General features: G+C 30.0%; 20 protein-coding genes. 8 read left to right on the top strand and 12 right to left on the bottom strand.

What is annotated here, in order from left to right; genetic code table 11:
- The first annotated feature begins 112 nt into the window (after positions 1-112).
- Both tsaD and H0I28_RS02400 read left to right on the top strand, forming a co-directional pair.
- A complete protein-coding gene (gene tsaD, locus H0I28_RS02405; protein WP_218760317.1) occupies positions 113-1,144 on the top strand; it encodes a tRNA (adenosine(37)-N6)-threonylcarbamoyltransferase complex transferase subunit TsaD in 1,032 nt (343 codons plus the stop codon).
- A 49-nt stretch (positions 1,145-1,193) separates the two neighbouring features.
- A complete protein-coding gene (locus H0I28_RS02400) occupies positions 1,194-3,050 on the top strand; it encodes an LTA synthase family protein (protein WP_254712821.1) in 1,857 nt (618 codons plus the stop codon).
- Positions 3,051-3,097: 47 nt separating this feature from the next.
- Here the strand turns inward: H0I28_RS02400 and H0I28_RS02395 are convergent, their stop codons facing one another.
- The 5 genes from H0I28_RS02395 to H0I28_RS02375 form a co-directional block, all read right to left on the bottom strand.
- Entirely contained in the window at positions 3,098-4,630 is a 1,533-nt protein-coding gene (locus tag H0I28_RS02395) for an ATP-binding protein (RefSeq protein ID WP_218760316.1), read from the bottom strand.
- A 5-nt stretch (positions 4,631-4,635) separates the two neighbouring features.
- Complete coding sequence (locus tag H0I28_RS02390; protein WP_208888887.1) at positions 4,636-5,121, bottom strand: Rab family GTPase; 486 nt, start codon at positions 5,119-5,121, stop codon at positions 4,636-4,638.
- 17 nt (positions 5,122-5,138) lie between these two features.
- Positions 5,139-5,939: a cell envelope biogenesis protein OmpA gene (locus H0I28_RS02385; protein WP_218752675.1), complete on the bottom strand. Its 801-nt coding sequence runs from the start codon at positions 5,937-5,939 to the stop codon at positions 5,139-5,141.
- 9 nt (positions 5,940-5,948) lie between these two features.
- The gene (locus tag H0I28_RS02380) at positions 5,949-6,302 is read right to left on the bottom strand and encodes a hypothetical protein (RefSeq protein WP_068449955.1); all 354 of its coding nucleotides are present in this window, start codon (positions 6,300-6,302) and stop codon (positions 5,949-5,951) included.
- Positions 6,303-6,406: 104 nt separating this feature from the next.
- On the bottom strand, positions 6,407-7,189 hold the full coding sequence (locus tag H0I28_RS02375) for an MBL fold metallo-hydrolase (RefSeq protein WP_218760315.1): 783 nt from the start codon (positions 7,187-7,189) through the stop codon (positions 6,407-6,409).
- A 79-nt stretch (positions 7,190-7,268) separates the two neighbouring features.
- On the opposite strand from H0I28_RS02375, the gene H0I28_RS02370 reads away from it, so the two are divergent.
- Genes H0I28_RS02370 through H0I28_RS02355 form a run of 4 tightly spaced genes read left to right on the top strand, consistent with a single transcriptional unit; the run spans position 7,269 to position 10,359 of the window.
- Positions 7,269-8,717, top strand: coding sequence for a TonB-dependent receptor (locus H0I28_RS02370; RefSeq protein ID WP_218733076.1), 1,449 nt, complete (start codon positions 7,269-7,271; stop codon positions 8,715-8,717).
- 51 nt (positions 8,718-8,768) lie between these two features.
- The gene (locus H0I28_RS02365) at positions 8,769-9,317 is read left to right on the top strand and encodes an RNA polymerase sigma factor (RefSeq protein ID WP_218733075.1); all 549 of its coding nucleotides are present in this window, start codon (positions 8,769-8,771) and stop codon (positions 9,315-9,317) included.
- 33 nt (positions 9,318-9,350) lie between these two features.
- Positions 9,351-9,890 (top strand): hypothetical protein, encoded by a 540-nt coding sequence (locus H0I28_RS02360; RefSeq protein WP_218760314.1) that lies wholly within the window; start codon positions 9,351-9,353, stop codon positions 9,888-9,890.
- Between the two features lie 10 nt (positions 9,891-9,900).
- Entirely contained in the window at positions 9,901-10,359 is a 459-nt protein-coding gene (locus H0I28_RS02355) for a sensor of ECF-type sigma factor (protein WP_218733073.1), read from the top strand.
- Between the two features lie 37 nt (positions 10,360-10,396).
- Here the strand turns inward: H0I28_RS02355 and H0I28_RS02350 are convergent, their stop codons facing one another.
- The 7 genes from H0I28_RS02350 to idi all read right to left on the bottom strand — a co-directional run bounded on the left by H0I28_RS02350 (position 10,397) and on the right by idi (position 14,019).
- Positions 10,397-10,591 carry a hypothetical protein gene (locus H0I28_RS02350; RefSeq protein WP_165730274.1) on the bottom strand — a complete coding sequence of 65 codons (195 nt, stop codon included), beginning with the start codon at positions 10,589-10,591 and terminating at the stop codon, positions 10,397-10,399.
- A gap of 126 nt (positions 10,592-10,717) precedes the next feature.
- Complete coding sequence (locus tag H0I28_RS02345; RefSeq protein ID WP_165730272.1) at positions 10,718-10,978, bottom strand: hypothetical protein; 261 nt, start codon at positions 10,976-10,978, stop codon at positions 10,718-10,720.
- A gap of 28 nt (positions 10,979-11,006) precedes the next feature.
- Positions 11,007-11,633 carry a chloramphenicol acetyltransferase gene (locus H0I28_RS02340; RefSeq protein ID WP_218760313.1) on the bottom strand — a complete coding sequence of 209 codons (627 nt, stop codon included), beginning with the start codon at positions 11,631-11,633 and terminating at the stop codon, positions 11,007-11,009.
- Positions 11,630-12,328 (bottom strand): HAD family hydrolase, encoded by a 699-nt coding sequence (locus H0I28_RS02335; protein WP_218733071.1) that lies wholly within the window; start codon positions 12,326-12,328, stop codon positions 11,630-11,632. Before H0I28_RS02335 ends, H0I28_RS02340 begins: the two co-directional genes overlap by 4 nt.
- 3 nt (positions 12,329-12,331) lie before the next feature.
- A complete protein-coding gene (gene kdsB / locus H0I28_RS02330) occupies positions 12,332-13,063 on the bottom strand; it encodes a 3-deoxy-manno-octulosonate cytidylyltransferase (RefSeq protein ID WP_218733070.1) in 732 nt (243 codons plus the stop codon).
- Positions 13,064-13,094: 31 nt separating this feature from the next.
- On the bottom strand, positions 13,095-13,508 hold the full coding sequence (locus tag H0I28_RS02325) for a 6-carboxytetrahydropterin synthase (protein WP_218760312.1): 414 nt from the start codon (positions 13,506-13,508) through the stop codon (positions 13,095-13,097).
- Positions 13,501-14,019 (bottom strand): isopentenyl-diphosphate Delta-isomerase, encoded by a 519-nt coding sequence (gene idi, locus H0I28_RS02320; protein WP_218752666.1) that lies wholly within the window; start codon positions 14,017-14,019, stop codon positions 13,501-13,503. Before idi ends, H0I28_RS02325 begins: the two co-directional genes overlap by 8 nt.
- Before the next feature lie 122 nt (positions 14,020-14,141).
- Between idi and H0I28_RS02315 the strand changes: the two genes are divergently transcribed.
- Entirely contained in the window at positions 14,142-14,819 is a 678-nt protein-coding gene (locus H0I28_RS02315; RefSeq protein WP_218760311.1) for a peptidylprolyl isomerase, read from the top strand.
- Between the two features lie 351 nt (positions 14,820-15,170).
- Positions 15,171-16,763 (top strand): peptide chain release factor 3, encoded by a 1,593-nt coding sequence (locus tag H0I28_RS02310; protein ID WP_218733067.1) that lies wholly within the window; start codon positions 15,171-15,173, stop codon positions 16,761-16,763.
- Positions 16,764-16,766: the final 3 nt, after the last annotated feature.

Raw genomic sequence — 16,766 nt, 5'->3', positions numbered from 1 at the left:
TTGCCAATTACTACAAAGAACGTGCAAATTTAACAAAGAATTAAATTTCTATTCTTAAAAAAGGAAGACAACATAAAATAATCCTTAATTTTGCTTTAAATTATCATTTTTAATGAAAAAACAGGTTTATATATTAGGGATAGAATCTTCTTGTGATGACACAAGTGCCTCAGTAATTTGTAACGCAAAAGTGCTGAGTAATGTTGTTGCTAACCAAGAAATACATTCTAAATATGGTGGTGTTGTTCCAGAATTAGCGTCTAGAGCGCATCAACAAAACATTGTTCCAGTAGTGCAACAAGCTATAGAGCAAGCAAATATAACTAAAGAAAATTTATCTGCAATTGCATTTACAAGGGGTCCTGGTTTAATGGGTTCTTTACTTGTAGGTACTTCTTTTGCAAAATCTTTAGCCTTAGGTTTACAAATACCTTTAATAGATGTAAACCATATGCAGGCTCATATTTTATCTCATTTTATTGAGGATGAGAATAGTAAAATGCCTCCTTTTCCTTTTATATGTTTAACTATTAGTGGCGGACATACACAAATTGTAAAAGTTACCAATCATTTTGAAATGGAAGTTTTAGGCGAAACCATTGACGATGCTGTTGGTGAAGCTTTTGATAAATCTGCTAAAATTTTAGGTCTTCCTTATCCTGGTGGTCCTTTAATAGACAAGCATGCAAAACTAGGAAATCCGAAAGCTTTTCAATTTACAAAACCTAAAGTAGGTGATTTAGATTTTAGTTTTAGCGGATTAAAAACGGGGATTTTATATTTTATTCAGAAACAAGTAAGAATAAATCCGAATTTTATTGAAGAAAATTTAGATGACATTTGTGCTTCTATACAATATACAATTGTAGAGATTTTAATGGATAAATTAAAAAATGCGGTAAAACAAACAGGCATTAAACATATTGCTATTGCTGGCGGAGTTTCTGCAAATTCAGAAATTAGACATCGCTTACAGTTAGCAGAAAAACATTTTGGATGGACAACCTACGTACCTAAATTTGAATATACAACAGATAATGCTGCAATGATTGCTATTACTGGTTATTTAAAATACTTAAACAACGATTATTCTGATGTTTCTGTAACTGCAAAAGCGCGTTTAAAAGTTACTGAGAATTCTTAGAAACTTTTTAGATAAAATAAACATAATTAACAAACTGAATTTCCACTCCTTGAAAACATTAAAAAACAGATTTCTATTCAATATTTATTATTTTCTATTATGGATAGGATATTTTGCGTTTGCACGATTATTTTTCCTTCTTTTTTATCTTGATAAAACAAAAGAGTTAGACTTTTTAACGACACTAAAAACATTTCTTTACGGTGTACGATTAGACAGTTCTTTTGCCGCATATTTATGTTTTATTCCGTTTTTAATCATCATTTTTTCTGTTTTTATCAATTCAAAAATAATTGGAACAATTATAAAATGGTATTCGGGTATTATGATTGTTATTTTAAGTTTATTACTAATTATAGATGCTAGTTTATATCAATCTTGGGGAACGCGTTTAGATACCGCTTTACTAAAGTATTTAAATACTCCAGAAATTATGATTGCTTCTGTTTCTACTTTTCAAAAGATAACCGGAACCCTATTTTGGATTGCAACTTCTTTCATCTTTATAAAATGGTTTAACAACATTATTTCAAAGAAAATAGCAAAGGTAGAAGAAGGCTTTTGGCTACAAGCTGTGCTATTTTTCTTAATAACAGCTGCATTAATTATACCAGTAAGAGGCGGTTTACAAACCATACCTGTTAACCAAAGTAATGTTTACTTTTCTAGTAATATGTTTGCAAACCACGCATCCATAAATTATGCTTGGAACTTTTTTAACGCACTTACACATAAACCAGATGGTAAAAACCCTTACAAATTTTTTGATAGTGAAATAGCAAAAAACACCATCAAAAAAAGAAGATCTCAACTTTTAACAGCTGATACTGACAGCATTTTAAACACCACAAAACCCAACGTAATCTTTATTATCTGGGAAAGTTTAACAGCAAAAGTTGTAGGGGCTTTAGGTGGTGAGCCAAATGTAACAGAAAATCTAAACAAGCTCTCTAAAGAAGGTATTTTATTCACCAATTACTACGCGAACGGAGATAGAACAGACAAAGGGATTCCTGCTATTTTAAGTGGGTACTATCCCCAACCATCGCAGAGCATTATGAAAATGCCAAATAAAAGTAGAAACCTACCAATGTTACCTAAAAAAATGATCGATTTAGGCTATCATACTTCGTTTTATTATGGTGGCGATTTAAACTTTGGTAACATGAATACCTATTTAAGAAATTCAGGAATTACCGATTTTGTAGATGGTAATGATTTTGATGTAAAAGATTGGAATTCTAAATGGGGAGCGCACGATCACGTGTTTATGAAACGTTTAGCAGACGATTTGTCTAAAAAACAAAACGAACCTTTCTTTAAAATAGCGTTAACACTTACAAGCCACGAGCCATACGAATTCCCTGACACCTATAAATTCGGAAAAGATACTGAAGAAAATAAGTTTAGAAGCGCGCATGCCTATACAGATAAAACCATTGGTACATTTATTAATTTTGCAAAACAACAGCCTTGGTACAAAAACACCTTAATCGTTATTATTGCAGATCATGGGCACCGTTCTCCGGAACATAAAGGCACCTTTAATGCGCCCATAAAATTTCAAATACCTATGTTGTGGTTAGGTGGTGCTCTAAACAAAAAGGGAATTGAAATAGACAATATTGCTAGTCAGGTAGATTTATCTTACACACTTCTAGACTTACTAAATGGTGATAATTCTGATTTTAAATTTAGTAAAAACATTTTTAATACTTCCGATAAACAATACGCACATTATATCTTTAACAAAGGATTTGGCACACTTACTAAAAATGGACTTTATCTATTTGATCATGTCAGTAAGAAAGCAATTTTAGAAGAAGGTACGGAAGCTGCAAAATTAGACTCTTTAGGAAAATCTATTTCTCAAGAAGCTTTTCAAGATTTTTTAGAGCGTGATTAAGTTACTAAATAGAGCTTACACTAAGATTTCTTTTGTTTGATCAATTATTAATGAAGAAAAACATTTCTAATTTTCGCTATAAAATCAACAATAGTATAAGGTTTAGAGATAACTCCAGAAAAACCTAAGATAGAATACCTTTCAATATCCTCCGTAGAAGTATTGGCTGTTAATGCTAAAAAAGGGGTTCTAGAATTGACGTTTGTAGTAGTCGCTTTCTTTTTTATCAATTCTTCACCAGTCATATTTGGCATGTTGATATCTAATAAAACAACATCAAAAACTTCATTTTCAATTTTAGAAAGTGCCTCTAAGCCATCATTTACAATGGTTACATTCACTTTTTCTTTTTTCAAAATATGCGCAACTATTGTTTGATTCATAAGATCATCATCAGCCACTAAAATATTTTTTCCTTCTAAATCGATATTTTTATTATTACCCTTTTCTGGAATTATTACCTGCTTTTTTAATTTTGACTTTTTTTCAAAAGGAATTTCAACAAAAAAGGAAGCTCCTTTATTTAATTCACTTTTTACAGAAATATTACCATTCATAGCTTCTACCAAACGTTTTACAATAGCCAATCCTAAACCAGCACCACCATAAACTCTATGGTCATTTAATTCGTTTTGTTGGTATTCTTCAAATATTTTTAAACGTTGAGGCTCGCTCATCCCTCTACCAGAATCTGTAACTTCAAAGATTACGGCAACCTTACTTTCTGTTTCAAAAGACACTTTTAAACTTATAACAACTTTCCCTTTATTGGTGAACTTAATAGCGTTACTAATTAAATTTGATAATATCTGTTGAATTCTTACAGCATCTCCTAAAACAATTTCCGGCAGTTTTTCTGATGCTAAAAAAACTAATTCTACATTTTTATTGGTATGAATATGCTGAAAATCATTTTTGCAATTCTGAATAGTTTCTACAATAGAAATTTCTTCATTTACCAAAACTAATTTACCAGCTTCTATACGTGATAAATCTAAAATATCATCTACTATAACCTTTAAGTTTTTCCCTGAGGATGATAAGTTTTTAATGTACTCGGTAACTTTCTTATTCAAATTTTCTGATGAAATCATTTCAGAATACCCAAGAATTGAGTTCAATGGATTCCTAATTTCATGACTCATCATTGCTAAAAAACGAGATTTCTCTTCGTTCGCTTTATCTGCAAGTTTTCGTAGCTTTTCTAATTCGATATTTTTCTCTGCAAGTTCCCTTTTGATAAAGAAAATATCATTTCTATTTTGATTTAACTCACTTACATATTTATATACATTGCTTCTATTATGTATTAAAATAGTGATTTGAGCATCCTCTTTAAAAAGTTCTAAATCTATATTATATTCTGTATCTTCAGATACAATAACCATTCCCTCTAATAAAAAGGGATCATTTAACGGTAAAGCTTCTAAAGTTCCCTCTAAGAAAAGGCAAGAATCGTAAATAGAATCTTTAATTGTAAATGCAGTTTTAGCAAAACTCCCTGCATCAATGTTTGTAATAACCCCCGAAAAATCGGTAGTTAATTGTATAAAAACATCATCTATTTTTGCAGGTATCAATAGTATTATTTTAAAGCTAATGTAGTTAATTTCATAAAAGCATCTTCAACATTTTCATCTTCTTTGGCACTGGTAATTAAATCTATATGTACAGAAACTTTCTGTACTACATTTTCTAATTCTTCTGCAGAAAGTAAATCTTTTTTGTTACCAACCACTGTTATGTTTTGCAAACCAGATAATTCTTTAACCATATTTAGATTCTCGTCTATAGTTAAATAGGTTTCCTCTCTGCTTACATCAAACACAAACATTGCCGCATTAGACCCTAAAAAATAAGCTTTGGGTATTTTATCATTGCCACTTGTACCTGCAACATCCCAAATCATCAATTTAATAGTTTCATTTTTATATTCCACTATTTTTTTACTCACTCTAACTCCAATTGTACTAATGTAATCTTCAGAAAACTCATTTAAAACAAACCGTCTAATTAAAGATGTTTTACCAACACCAAAATTACCAACGAGTAGTACTTTTTTTGCAATCATAAATTCTGAATAATTATTTACTCTTTAATCAATTCGTTTAAAATTAAATTATTCAAACGCTCTTCATCCGATAAATAAGAACGATCTCTTAAAATAATTTCTGATAAGTTATTTATATTGTCAGACAATTCTTCTGCATGCTCTTCTGTAATAACACCAGAAGTTGCAATGGCAATATAAATAGTTTTAAAGTTTTTTATAGAAAGCTGAAAAGTTTCAAACTTTATATTTTCTAAATCCTGACCTTCTTTGGAAAAGGCATCTTCAGCAAAAGACTTAATAGCTGTTAACATGCCAGAAATCATATCCTTATCTGCAATATTTCCTCTAGAATAATTTCCAGAGAGTAAACCAGATTCTTTTTCTATGATAAAAACTTCTTCTATAACAAATTCAAAAACCCCTTCTAAAACAATACCAGCATCATTTCTTTTTCCTTTAAAAAATCTTTTAAGAATTTGTTGAATAGAGAATTTTTCTTTAACAGTTTCATTAATACTGTCTGATAATTTAGTAATTTCTGCAACAATAAATTTCTTAACCATTTTACCCATAATTGGGTATAAGGCTTCTACAACTTCATCTTGAGAGTCTCTTATTTGAACTTTTATCGTTTCTGTAATGGTGCCTCCAAAATCTCTTGAAAAATTATTACGTAAGTCCGTAATTTTTTCATCTACAAGAGGAGCAACTCTTTTAGACAATTTTTCTCTAAGGATAATTTCTTCACTAAGAGAATCAAATTTCTCTCTATCATCAGCTAATAAAAGGTCTCTGAGCAACTCAAAACGATTGTCTTTATTGTTATCTGCAGGCATTTTTTTCATCTATTCTTGCAACATCAATGCAATTTTCTCTAAAGCTTTACCTAATTTTTTTCTGTCTGCTTTTTCATCATCTAAATCAGCTAATCTTTTATCTAGATCATCATTCAAGTCTTGAAACTTGTGTTCCATTAAACTTTCTAGATCCGCTAATTTATTTTCTAGGTTTGTAACAGACTCAGATAGGTTTTTATTAGTTTGATCCTTTAATGTTTTTATCTGGTCGTACACATCAGCAAATTCTGTACTGTATTGCTGCATGTTTTCTCCAAAAATCAAGTCTCTTACCGCTGCAATTCTATCATCAATTTTATGATTTTCAACTACAGGTTGTTTATTTTCTGAATTTTTTTCCATTTATACTAAAAGTTGGTTACTATAAGTAATAGTTATTGTTCTTAATGAGTGGTAAAAATTAGGCACTCCTAACAAATATACATCAAAAAAGAGTTTTTATAATCTTAAACTGTTATTTTTAAACCATCATAGGCTAAAAATACGTTTTTTGGTAACATTTTAGATACCGCATCATGAAAACCTAGTTTATGACTAATATGCGTTAAGTAGGCTTTTTTAGGTTTTATTTCTGCAATAAAATCTAAGGCTTCTTGTAAGTTAAAGTGAGTAGGATGCTCTTCTATTCTTAATGCGTTTATTACTAAAACATCTAAATCTTTCAATTTCAATTTCTCTTCATCAGAAACCGTTTTCACATCAGTTAAATAGGCAAAATATCCAAACCTGTATGCAACAATAGGTAATTTTCCATGCAAAACTTCTATAGGCGTTACCTCTACTCCTTCTACATTAAAACTTGTTTTATCTACCAACTTTGGCAATACACTCGGCGCACCAGGATACCTGTTTTCTACACTAAAAATATAATCAAATCTTTTTTCTAAACTTAGTAAGGTTCTTTCCAATAAATAAATTGGCATTTCCCCGATTTGATAACAAAAAGCTCTTAAATCATCTAAACCACCAATATGATCTGCATGTTCATGCGTAAAAAAGACACCATTTAAAGATTGTACATTCTCTCTTAACATTTGCTGTCTAAAGTCTAAACCGCAATCTATAGTATAAGAAACATGGTCCCAAGAGATTAAAACAGAAGACCGCAAACGCTTGTCTTTTAAGTTTTTAGACAAACAAACAGGATCATTACTAGCAATCATCGGAATTCCCTGTGAAGTACCTGTTCCTAAAAAAGTAATATTCAGTTGTTTCTTAGTAAAGTTCATTCCAACAAAAATAAGATAAAAATTGACTGATAGCCTTCTATTTTAGTACATTTGTTTCAACCTTAAAAAATAGCATTATATGGCAATATCTTTAAAAGGAGATCAAGAGATTAGTAGTGTTCCTACAATTAAAAGCAAAGCGCTAAGAATTAATTTAAATAGAGATATTTACGGAACTTTTGCTGAGATTGGCGCAGGACAAGAAACTGCTCGTAACTTTTTTAGATCTGGAGCTGCTTCAGGAACAATAGCAAAAGCAATGAGTGCTTATGATAAAGATTTTTCTGATGCTATTTATGGCGTGGAAGAAGACAATCGTTATGTAACACAGCCGCGTTTAAAAAAAATGTTAGGTCACGAAATCGATTTAATGGAAGATCGATTAAGCAGACAAAAACATCCAGATAAATTATTCTTTAGTTACGCAAACACAGTAACTACTATAGATTTTGCAAAACAATTTAAAGGACACGGTTGGGTAGGAATTCGTTTTCAACTAGATCCTTTAGAGGGCTACAATGAAATTGTTTTACACTTACGTTTTAAAGAAACGGATGCTCGTTTACAGCAAGAAACCTTAGGTATTTTAGGTGTAAATCTAATTTATGGTGCTTTTTATCTGAATGATAATCCTAAAGATTTAGTAAAATCTTTTTACGACAACTTAAGCAATGACCAGTTAGAAATTGATATGATTAATTTTGCTGGACCTCGTTTTATGTATGTAGACAACCGTTTAATGAGTTTACAATTGCTGAAAAATGGTATGACAAATGCCGTTATGTTCGGCCCCGACGGAAATAACTTATTACCAGCACAAGTTTTATATAAGAAAAACATTTTAGCTTTACGTGGAAGTTTTAGACCTGTTACTAAGGTAAATATGGACATGTATGAAAAGTCTAAAAAAATATTTTTATCAGAAAATAAAGTAGAAGAAAGTAAAACTCAAGTAATTTTCGAGATTACCCTAAGTAACCTAACTTCTGAAGGTAAAATTAATGAAAGAGATTTCTTAGACAGGGCAGAATTACTTTGCTCTCTAGGACAAAATGTAATGATTACAAGCTTTCAACAGTACTTTAAATTGGTAGAATATTTTAGTGAATTTACCAAAGAAAGAATGGGCTTAACCATGGGAGGTCAAAATCTTATAGAACTTTTTGATGAGAAATATTACCGTAATTTAAGTGGAGGAATCTTAGAAGCTTTTGGTAAATTATTTTACAGAGACTTAAAAGTATATACCTATCCTTATCATGATACGAAATCTGACGAGTACATTACAATAGAAAAACTTAAGGTTCATCCAAGAATGAAAGAACTATACAAGTTCTTTAAAAACAACGGAAAACTGGTTAATATTGATGATTTTGACAAAGATATCTTAGATATTTTTTCTCGTACTATCTTAAAAATGATTTTAAACGGAGAAAAAGGTTGGGAAGAAATGTTACCTGAAGGAATTTCTGATACTATAAAGCAAAAAAGACTTTTTGGTTACTCTAGAACAAGAGTCAGAAAATAAGCATTAAACCTTTTATTACTATTTAAGTCTAAACTTTATAAACTATTATAGTTGACAGACGAAACTATTTTAATAGAACAATTAAAAAATGTTCAGACTAAAGACAAAGCATTTAGAGAGCTTATAACTCTCTATAAAGAACGCTTGTATTGGCATATCCGTAAAATTGTGATTTCTCATGATGATGCAGATGATGTTTTACAAAATACGTTTATTAAGGTTTTTAAAAATATAGATAAGTTTAACCAAGAGAGTAAGTTATTTTCTTGGATGTACAGAATTGCAACCAATGAATCTATCACTTTTATAAACAAAAGAGCTAAAAAACGAAGTTTAGACATTACTGATTACCAACAAGAATTAGCATCTACTCTAGCGAGTGATGATTTTTATACAGGTGATGAAATTCAAATTATTTTACAAAAAGCAGTTGCAACATTACCACAAAAGCAACAACTTGTTTTTAACATGAAATATTTTGATGAAATAAAATATGATCAAATGTCTGAAATTTTAGAAACCTCTGTTGGAGCTTTAAAAGCTTCTTATTTTCACGCAGTTAAGAAAATTGAACTTTATATAAAAAAAGAAACCAATTAAACCTTTCTATAAATAAAAGGTCTAAAGAGTATCATGGAAAACAAGATTAAAAATAGCGAAGAGTATTTAAACTCAATATTAGGAAAGAAAAATAGTTTTTCGCTTCCTAAAAACTATTTTGATACAATTGAAGATGCTATTGATACAAAATTGGCAGAAGAGAATCTGACTAAAGAAAATGGTTTTACAACACCAGATAACTACTTTAAAGATTTAGAAGATAATATTCTATCTAAAGTTTCAGAACCGAAAAAAGAAGCTAAAGTTATTTCTTTTAAAGAAAGAATTCTAAAAATAATTCCTATTGCTGCTGCAGCATCAATCATTTTATTTATCGGTTTAAATTCTTTTGAGTTTAACAAGAAAGAAGAACTAACCATAGATTCATTATCTGATGATGACATGGAGTTTTGGTTAAATTCTGCTACTATACATACTAATGACATTGCTATTGTATTAGAAAATGACCTTTTAGAAGAGAGTGACTTTTATTTTTCATCTTTAGAAGATGAAAACATTGAAGATTATATAAATTCTATAGACAACACTTCATTTTTAAATGAAATAAACTAAAATTAAGAATATGAAAAAAATTATAACCCTTATTTGCATTACCCTTTTTTGTACTCTTACCTTGTCTGCTCAAGATAAGCAAGGAAGTAAAGAGAAAATTAAAGCTCTAAAAATATCTTATTTAACAGAACAATTAAATTTATCTCCTAGCGAAGCTGAAAAGTTTTGGCCTATTTACAACACCTATAGTAAAGAACAGTATAGTTTAAGAAACATACTAAGGTCAGAAATTAAAAGAGCTATGATAGAAGGAGATATTAACTCGGTTTCTGAAAAAGAGGCAGAAAAATTAATAGCTTTAAAACTAGACACAGATCAAAAAATTTATGAATCTCAAAATGATTTTATAAATAACGTAAAAAAAGTAATTTCTTATAAAAAGATTGTTAAACTACAGTTAGCAGAAATGGAGTTTGGCAGAAAACTAATGAGTAAATACAAACATAGGAGATCAGAATCTAAAAATTAAACAAAAAAAAGGAAGCTAAATGCTTCCTTTTTTTTTGTTACTTAATTAATGCCATGCAAGAATATAATTCTGGTTTATTAGAAGTAAACTGTCTTAACCAAATCGTTAGCTCATCTACTTCATAAGGTAACAATCGACTTAAGGCCTTTTCTAGTTCTTTACAAAACAAATCTGAATTAAAACTTACCTTTTTTAGTACCGTTTTAGTGTACTCAAACATTGCTCTAGCCATTTCTATTAATTAAATTAGACAATAAACACAACTACTAAATCGTTATAGTAGCTTTACCAAAAGTAACGAAAAAAACCATCATTTTATAAATGATGGTCTTAAATTATGCTTAAAAAATTGTTAAGATTATAATGTATTAATCTTTTCAACTAATCCTTTCGCTTTTTCTTCTAATTCTAGGTTGATTGCTTTAAAGTGCGCTTTTTTGTTTTCTACCTTACTGTTGTTAACTTTAGCAACTAAAGTGTCAAAAGTTTCGATAGCTTCATCAATAATCGCTTCTCCTTTTTCTGGTGCATTTTTTAAGATTGAAACATCTAATGCATATTCGATAACATCACCTAAAACGTAATTGATATCTTTTTTTAAGTTTTTTATACTTGCCATAACTTCTTTAAAATTTAATTTTGCAAAGTTAGGTGTTTTTATCTAATTGTTTCTGATATTCTTCAAAAAATAAACCAATATGATATCCGTCTACTAATGCATGGTTTGCAGCAATAGCTACAGGCATCATTATTCTATCGTTTTCTTGATAAGTTTTACCAAAAGATAACTTTGGTATACTTTCATTTTTAACTCCAGAAACAGGTTCTTTTTGACTCGTAAATGTAAACCAAGGCAAAGCTGAACAATAAATACAACTATCTGATACTATTGGAGGAAATAAATCTGTAGAATTTAAAATTCGTTCTTTCTCCTCTAAAAAGTTCTTATTGAATATTTCTAAACCTTCTGCATAATGAATAAAAGAAAACCCAAAAGTATGGTCTTCTCTTGCAATGGTTGCCGAAGCATGAATCGTATCGCAAATAAATACTTTATCTTCTTGTATTCTGTATTTAAAATTCTCTATACTGTTTAACGCTACCAAACAAGCATGCAAATACATGGCAAAGAAAGATTTCTTTTCCAATTTTGACCTTTTGTATAACGTAGTAACATCAACATTAACCGTCACTCCAAAAAAAGGATCTTCTAAATTTCTAAAATGTTCGTAATGTTGTTTCCTATTCCAGTTTTCAATATTTAAATACTTCATAAAAAGGGAACGATATCTTTAATGTTAGTAACTGTTTTGTACTCTGAATCAGATTTTTCTTGATCACTCACTTCTTCATGAACCCAAGTGGTATGAAACGGAACATGAATTGCAGATGCTCCTAAAGCAACTAATGGTAAAACATCTGATTTTAACGAATTGCCAATCATTAAAAATTCTGATGGCTTGATATCTAAGTGCTTTATTAATTTCTTATAATCTTTCGCCTTCTTATCACTCATCACTTCTATGTGATGAAAATATTTTAGCAAATTAGATTTCTCTAGCTTTCTTTCTTGATCTAACAAATCTCCTTTGGTAGCAACAATTAACTTATATTTTCCTTGAAGAGATTGCAACACCTCTTCTACTCCATCTAGCAACTCTATAGGTTTATCTAACATCTCTTTACCGATGTCTAAAATTGCGGCTATTGTTTTTTGATTCACGTTATAATTAGAAAGCTCTAAAGCACATTCTACCATCGATAAAATAAAACCTTTTACACCATAACCATAATATACTAAGTTTTTAATTTCTTTCTTAAAAAGCTCTTGGTCTATTTTATTTTCGGTCTCGTACTTTGCTAATAATTTTGCAAATTGATGTTCTGCATCTCTAAAATAAGTTTCGTTTACCCACAAAGTATCATCCGCATCAAAAGCAATTACCTTTATGTTGTTACTTATTTTCATGATTTATAATTTTAAAAATTGAATAGCTTTTTCTAAATCTTCCGGAGTGTCTATACCTACAGCTTCTACATCCGTTTCTACCATTTTAATCTTTTTACCAATTTCCTGGTATCTAATGGCTTCTATTTTTTCTGCAGCTTCCAATGGTGTCATTGGCGTATTGTAAAAATCTATTAATGCTTGCTTTCTAAAAGCATACACGCCTTTATGTTTATAATACTTAACAGCAATGTCTTTATCTCTATGAAACGGAATTACACTTCTAGAAAAATAAATTGCCAAATTATCTACATCGGTAATTACCTTAACATTATTAGGGTTTTCTATATCTTCTTTATTGGTAATTTGTACTTTTAAAGAAGCTAAATCTATCTCTTTTTTATCGTCTTTTTTAAAGACATCAATTAATTTAGATAATGAAACTTCATCAATAAAAGGTTCATCTCCCTGAACATTAATTACAATATCTGCTTCAATATTTTCTACTGCTTCGGCAATTCTATCAGAACCACATTCGTGTTCTTTGGTACTCATAATTGCTTTTCCGCCTGCTTTTTCTATGGTTTCAAAAATAACATCAGAATCTGTTACAATAAAAACATCATCAAATAAATTGGTATGCAATGCGGCTTCATACGTTCTTAAAATAACAGGTTTCCCTCCTAAATCTTTCATTAACTTTCCTGGGAAACGAGATGCACTATATCGTGCAGGAATCATGGCAATTATTTTCATAAATTATATTTAAAAGGTACTTGTAAAATGATTACTCTCCAGAATAACGCACAAAGTTTCTTCGTGTTTCGTATAAAGTTACTTCTATTTCTAAGTTTGCTGGTATGTGAGCTCTTAATTTATTATAAATAATTATAGAAATATTTTCTGCAGTTGGATTTAAGTTTTTAAATTCTGGTACTTCGATATTTAAGTTTTTATGATCAAAAGGCTCTTCTATTTCCTCTTTAATCAATTCTCTTAGCACCCCTAAATCATATACAAAACCAGTAATAGGATCTACTTCACCAAACAATGCCACAATCATTTCATAATTATGACCATGGTAATTGGGGTTGCTGCATTTACCAAATACTTCTGCATTTTTCTCATCCGACCACTCTGAATTAAACAGTCTGTGTGCCGCATTAAAATGTGCTCTTCTATAAACTTTTACTTTAGGCATTTTTTAATTTTTCAAAAGATTTATCAAAAATAATTTTAAACCACTCTGTATATTCATTTGGATTGTTCTCCATATCTTTTTTAACATCAAGTAAAGTCATCCACTTATAAGCTTCTACTTCTTCTTTATTTATTTTGGGAGCATCGTTATAATAACCAACCATCACATGATCAAATTCATGCTCTGTTAAACCATTATCAAAAGGTGCTTTGTACATAAACGAAAAAACTTCTTTTATCTCCGTAACAAACCCCATTTCTTCCATTAATCTTCTTTTACCTGCAGCTAAGTTTGTTTCTCCATCTCTTTGATGAGAACAACAGGTATTTGTCCATAATAAAGGCGAATGATATTTATGTGCAGCTCTTTGTTGCAGCATTAACTCTCCTTTATCATTAAAAACAAAAACTGAGAAAGCTCTATGCAATAATGCTTTTTCATGTGCTTCCATTTTTGCCATCAATCCAATCGGATTGTCTTTTTCATCTACTAAAACTACTTGTTCTTCCATATTCGCAAAAATAAGAAAATCAACGAGTATTAAATCATAAAATAATTACAAAACCCATAAGAGTTTTCTATTCTTTTATATTGATAACATATATTTGTAATTCTTAACATCTAATTTGTTTTATGAAAATTTTCCTAAAAGCCCTTTTTATAGTTACCATAATTGCATTTTATCAATGTAAAGATGAAAAGAAACCTGTAGAAAAACAAACCAATAAAAATAAACTAGAAGAGAAGGTTGTAAAAGCTTGGGATAGTCTAAATAGTGAAAACACAGAGGCTTTTTTAACCGAATTCGGCAAACAAAACCCAGAAACCATTGTAGAAATTACAACCGATTTTGGCAAAATAAAATTACGTTTATTTGAGGATGTGCCTATTCATAGAGCAAATTTTATCTTCTTAACCAAAATAAAATATTTTAACACCACTGTTTTTTATAGAATTGCTAAAAACTTTGTGCTACAAGGTGGTAATTCTGATGAAATGTACACCCAAAGAGAACGAAGAAAATACGGGAACTATCTGTTAGAACCGGAATTTAGAAATAACAGAAAACATAAATATGGTGCATTGGCCGCTGCCAGACAATGGGACAATAATCCTAATAAATTATCAAGTCCTTTTGAGTTTTATATCGTTCAGAGTAAGAGAGGTGCTCATCATTTAGATAATGAACATACTGTTTTTGGCGAAGTTATTTCTGGTTTTGATACCATGACAAAAATGTCTAAAGTTGAAGTTGGCGTAGATGAATGGCCTGTTGATGATGTAAAAATGCACATCGAAATTATAGAATAGAAAGCATATTTCACAGAGATTTGTTAAGAAATCACACTATTAATGTCTATTAAAAAGACATAAGACCGCTACACTAAAAGACACAAGAAACAAAACTTATTCAAATAACTATTTTTGAGTGTTTTGTCTGTTAAAAGAAAAAGCAAAAAAAAACTGTAAAACAAGTATCTTTTTTTTCTTTTTATCACCAATCAACAACCTTTTATCAAGGATATTAGACATGGTTCTAAAACAAATATTTTTCATTTAGAAACAAACCCAAGCGAGTTGAATCCTTAGCTATCGATCTGCGATTAAAATCACTAAAAAAATTATAGAATAAACCCTATATTTGCACCTCAAATTTTGTAGATGACATTTTTAGAAGAGATAGCTCGTAGAAGAACTTTTGGTATTATATCGCACCCGGATGCTGGTAAAACAACTTTAACAGAAAAATTGTTACTATTTGGTGGTGCAATTCAAGAAGCAGGTGCTGTAAAAAATAATAAGATAAAAAAGGGAGCAACTTCCGATTTTATGGAGATTGAACGTCAGCGTGGTATTTCTGTTGCTACTTCTGTTTTAGCTTTCATTTATCAAGATAAAAAAATAAACATTTTAGATACGCCTGGTCACAAAGATTTTGCTGAGGATACTTTTAGAACTTTAACTGCTGTAGATAGTGTTATTGTGGTAATTGATGTTGCAAAAGGTGTAGAACCACAAACCGAGAAATTGGTGGAAGTTTGTAGAATGAGAAAAATTCCGATGTTGGTTTTTATCAACAAGTTGGATAGAGAAGGAAAAGATGCCTTCGATTTATTAGACGAAGTTGAGCAAAAATTAGGTTTAACTGTTACCCCAATGAGTTTTCCTATAGGAATGGGATATGATTTTAAAGGAATCTATAATATTTGGGAAAAGAAATTAAATCTTTTTTCTGGTGATAATAAAACTTCTATTTCTGAAGGTGTTGAGTTTGATGATTTATCAAACCCAGAACTAGATACTATCGTTGGTAAAAAAGCAGCCGATACTTTACGTGAAGAAATAGAATTGATTAGTGAAGTGTATCCAGAATTTAATCGAAATGATTATTTAGAAGGAAATTTACAACCTGTATTTTTTGGTTCTGCTTTAAATAATTTTGGTGTAAAAGAATTATTAGATGCATTTATTAACATTGCTCCTGCTCCACAGCCTAAAAAAGCTGAAGAGCGTTTAGTAGATTCTAAAGAGAAAAAAATGACTGGTTTTGTGTTTAAAATCCATGCAAACATGGATCCAAAACATAGAGATAGACTTGCTTTTATTAAAATTGTATCGGGAACTTTTAAAAGAAATGCGCCTTATTTACATGTTAGAAATGGTAAAAAAGTAAAATTTTCTAGTCCGAATGCATTTTTTGCAGAGAAAAAAGAAATTGTAGAAGAATCTTTTCCTGGAGATATTGTAGGAATTCACGACACCGGTAACTTTAAGATTGGAGATACTTTAACAGAAGGAGAAGAGTTGAATTTTAAAGGAATTCCTAGTTTTTCTCCAGAACATTTCCGTTACGTAAATAACGCAGACCCAATGAAATCTAAACAATTATATAAAGGTTTAGATCAATTAATGGATGAAGGTGTAGCACAGCTATTTACTTTAGACATGAATGGTAGAAAAGTAATTGGAACTGTTGGTGCGTTACAATACGAGGTTATTCAATACAGACTAGAACACGAATATGGAGCAAAATGTTCTTACGAAAATTTAAGTGTTCACAAAGCATGTTGGGTAGAACCAGAAGATATAAAGAACGATGAATTTAAAGAATTTAAACGTGTTAAGCAACGTTATTTAGCAAAGGACAAACAAGGTCAGTTGGTATTTTTAGCCGATTCTGAATTTACCATACAAATGACACAAAGTAAATATCCAACCGTAAAGTTGCATTTTACAAGTGAATTTAAAAAATAATTA

Source organism: Polaribacter sp. AHE13PA, assembly GCF_019278505.1.
Taxonomy (GTDB): Bacteria; Bacteroidota; Bacteroidia; order Flavobacteriales; family Flavobacteriaceae; genus Polaribacter.
Note: the sequence above shows the minus strand (reverse complement) of the source record. Positions and strands in the feature narration are given on the sequence as shown.

Excerpts from the sequence above, each read along its gene's own strand:
- idi (WP_218752666.1), bottom strand. The coding sequence starts at position 14,019 with ATGGAAGAACAAGTAGTTTTAGTAGATGAAAAAGACAATCCGATTGGA.
- kdsB (WP_218733070.1), bottom strand. The coding sequence starts at position 13,063 with ATGAAAATAATTGCCATGATTCCTGCACGATATAGTGCATCTCGTTTC.
- H0I28_RS02310 (WP_218733067.1), top strand. The coding sequence starts at position 15,171 with ATGACATTTTTAGAAGAGATAGCTCGTAGAAGAACTTTTGGTATTATA.
- H0I28_RS02390 (WP_208888887.1), bottom strand. The coding sequence starts at position 5,121 with ATGATTGCAAAAAAAGTACTACTCGTTGGTAATTTTGGTGTTGGTAAA.
- H0I28_RS02335 (WP_218733071.1), bottom strand. The coding sequence starts at position 12,328 with ATGAAAATAAGTAACAACATAAAGGTAATTGCTTTTGATGCGGATGAT.
- H0I28_RS02315 (WP_218760311.1), top strand. The coding sequence starts at position 14,142 with ATGAAAATTTTCCTAAAAGCCCTTTTTATAGTTACCATAATTGCATTT.
- H0I28_RS02360 (WP_218760314.1), top strand. The coding sequence starts at position 9,351 with ATGGAAAACAAGATTAAAAATAGCGAAGAGTATTTAAACTCAATATTA.
- H0I28_RS02370 (WP_218733076.1), top strand. The coding sequence starts at position 7,269 with ATGGCAATATCTTTAAAAGGAGATCAAGAGATTAGTAGTGTTCCTACA.
- H0I28_RS02355 (WP_218733073.1), top strand. The coding sequence starts at position 9,901 with ATGAAAAAAATTATAACCCTTATTTGCATTACCCTTTTTTGTACTCTT.
- H0I28_RS02350 (WP_165730274.1), bottom strand. The coding sequence starts at position 10,591 with ATGGCTAGAGCAATGTTTGAGTACACTAAAACGGTACTAAAAAAGGTA.
- H0I28_RS02325 (WP_218760312.1), bottom strand. The coding sequence starts at position 13,508 with ATGCCTAAAGTAAAAGTTTATAGAAGAGCACATTTTAATGCGGCACAC.
- H0I28_RS02385 (WP_218752675.1), bottom strand. The coding sequence starts at position 5,939 with ATGCCTGCAGATAACAATAAAGACAATCGTTTTGAGTTGCTCAGAGAC.
- H0I28_RS02380 (WP_068449955.1), bottom strand. The coding sequence starts at position 6,302 with ATGGAAAAAAATTCAGAAAATAAACAACCTGTAGTTGAAAATCATAAA.
- H0I28_RS02345 (WP_165730272.1), bottom strand. The coding sequence starts at position 10,978 with ATGGCAAGTATAAAAAACTTAAAAAAAGATATCAATTACGTTTTAGGT.
- H0I28_RS02340 (WP_218760313.1), bottom strand. The coding sequence starts at position 11,633 with ATGAAGTATTTAAATATTGAAAACTGGAATAGGAAACAACATTACGAA.
- H0I28_RS02375 (WP_218760315.1), bottom strand. The coding sequence starts at position 7,189 with ATGAACTTTACTAAGAAACAACTGAATATTACTTTTTTAGGAACAGGT.
- tsaD (WP_218760317.1), top strand. The coding sequence starts at position 113 with ATGAAAAAACAGGTTTATATATTAGGGATAGAATCTTCTTGTGATGAC.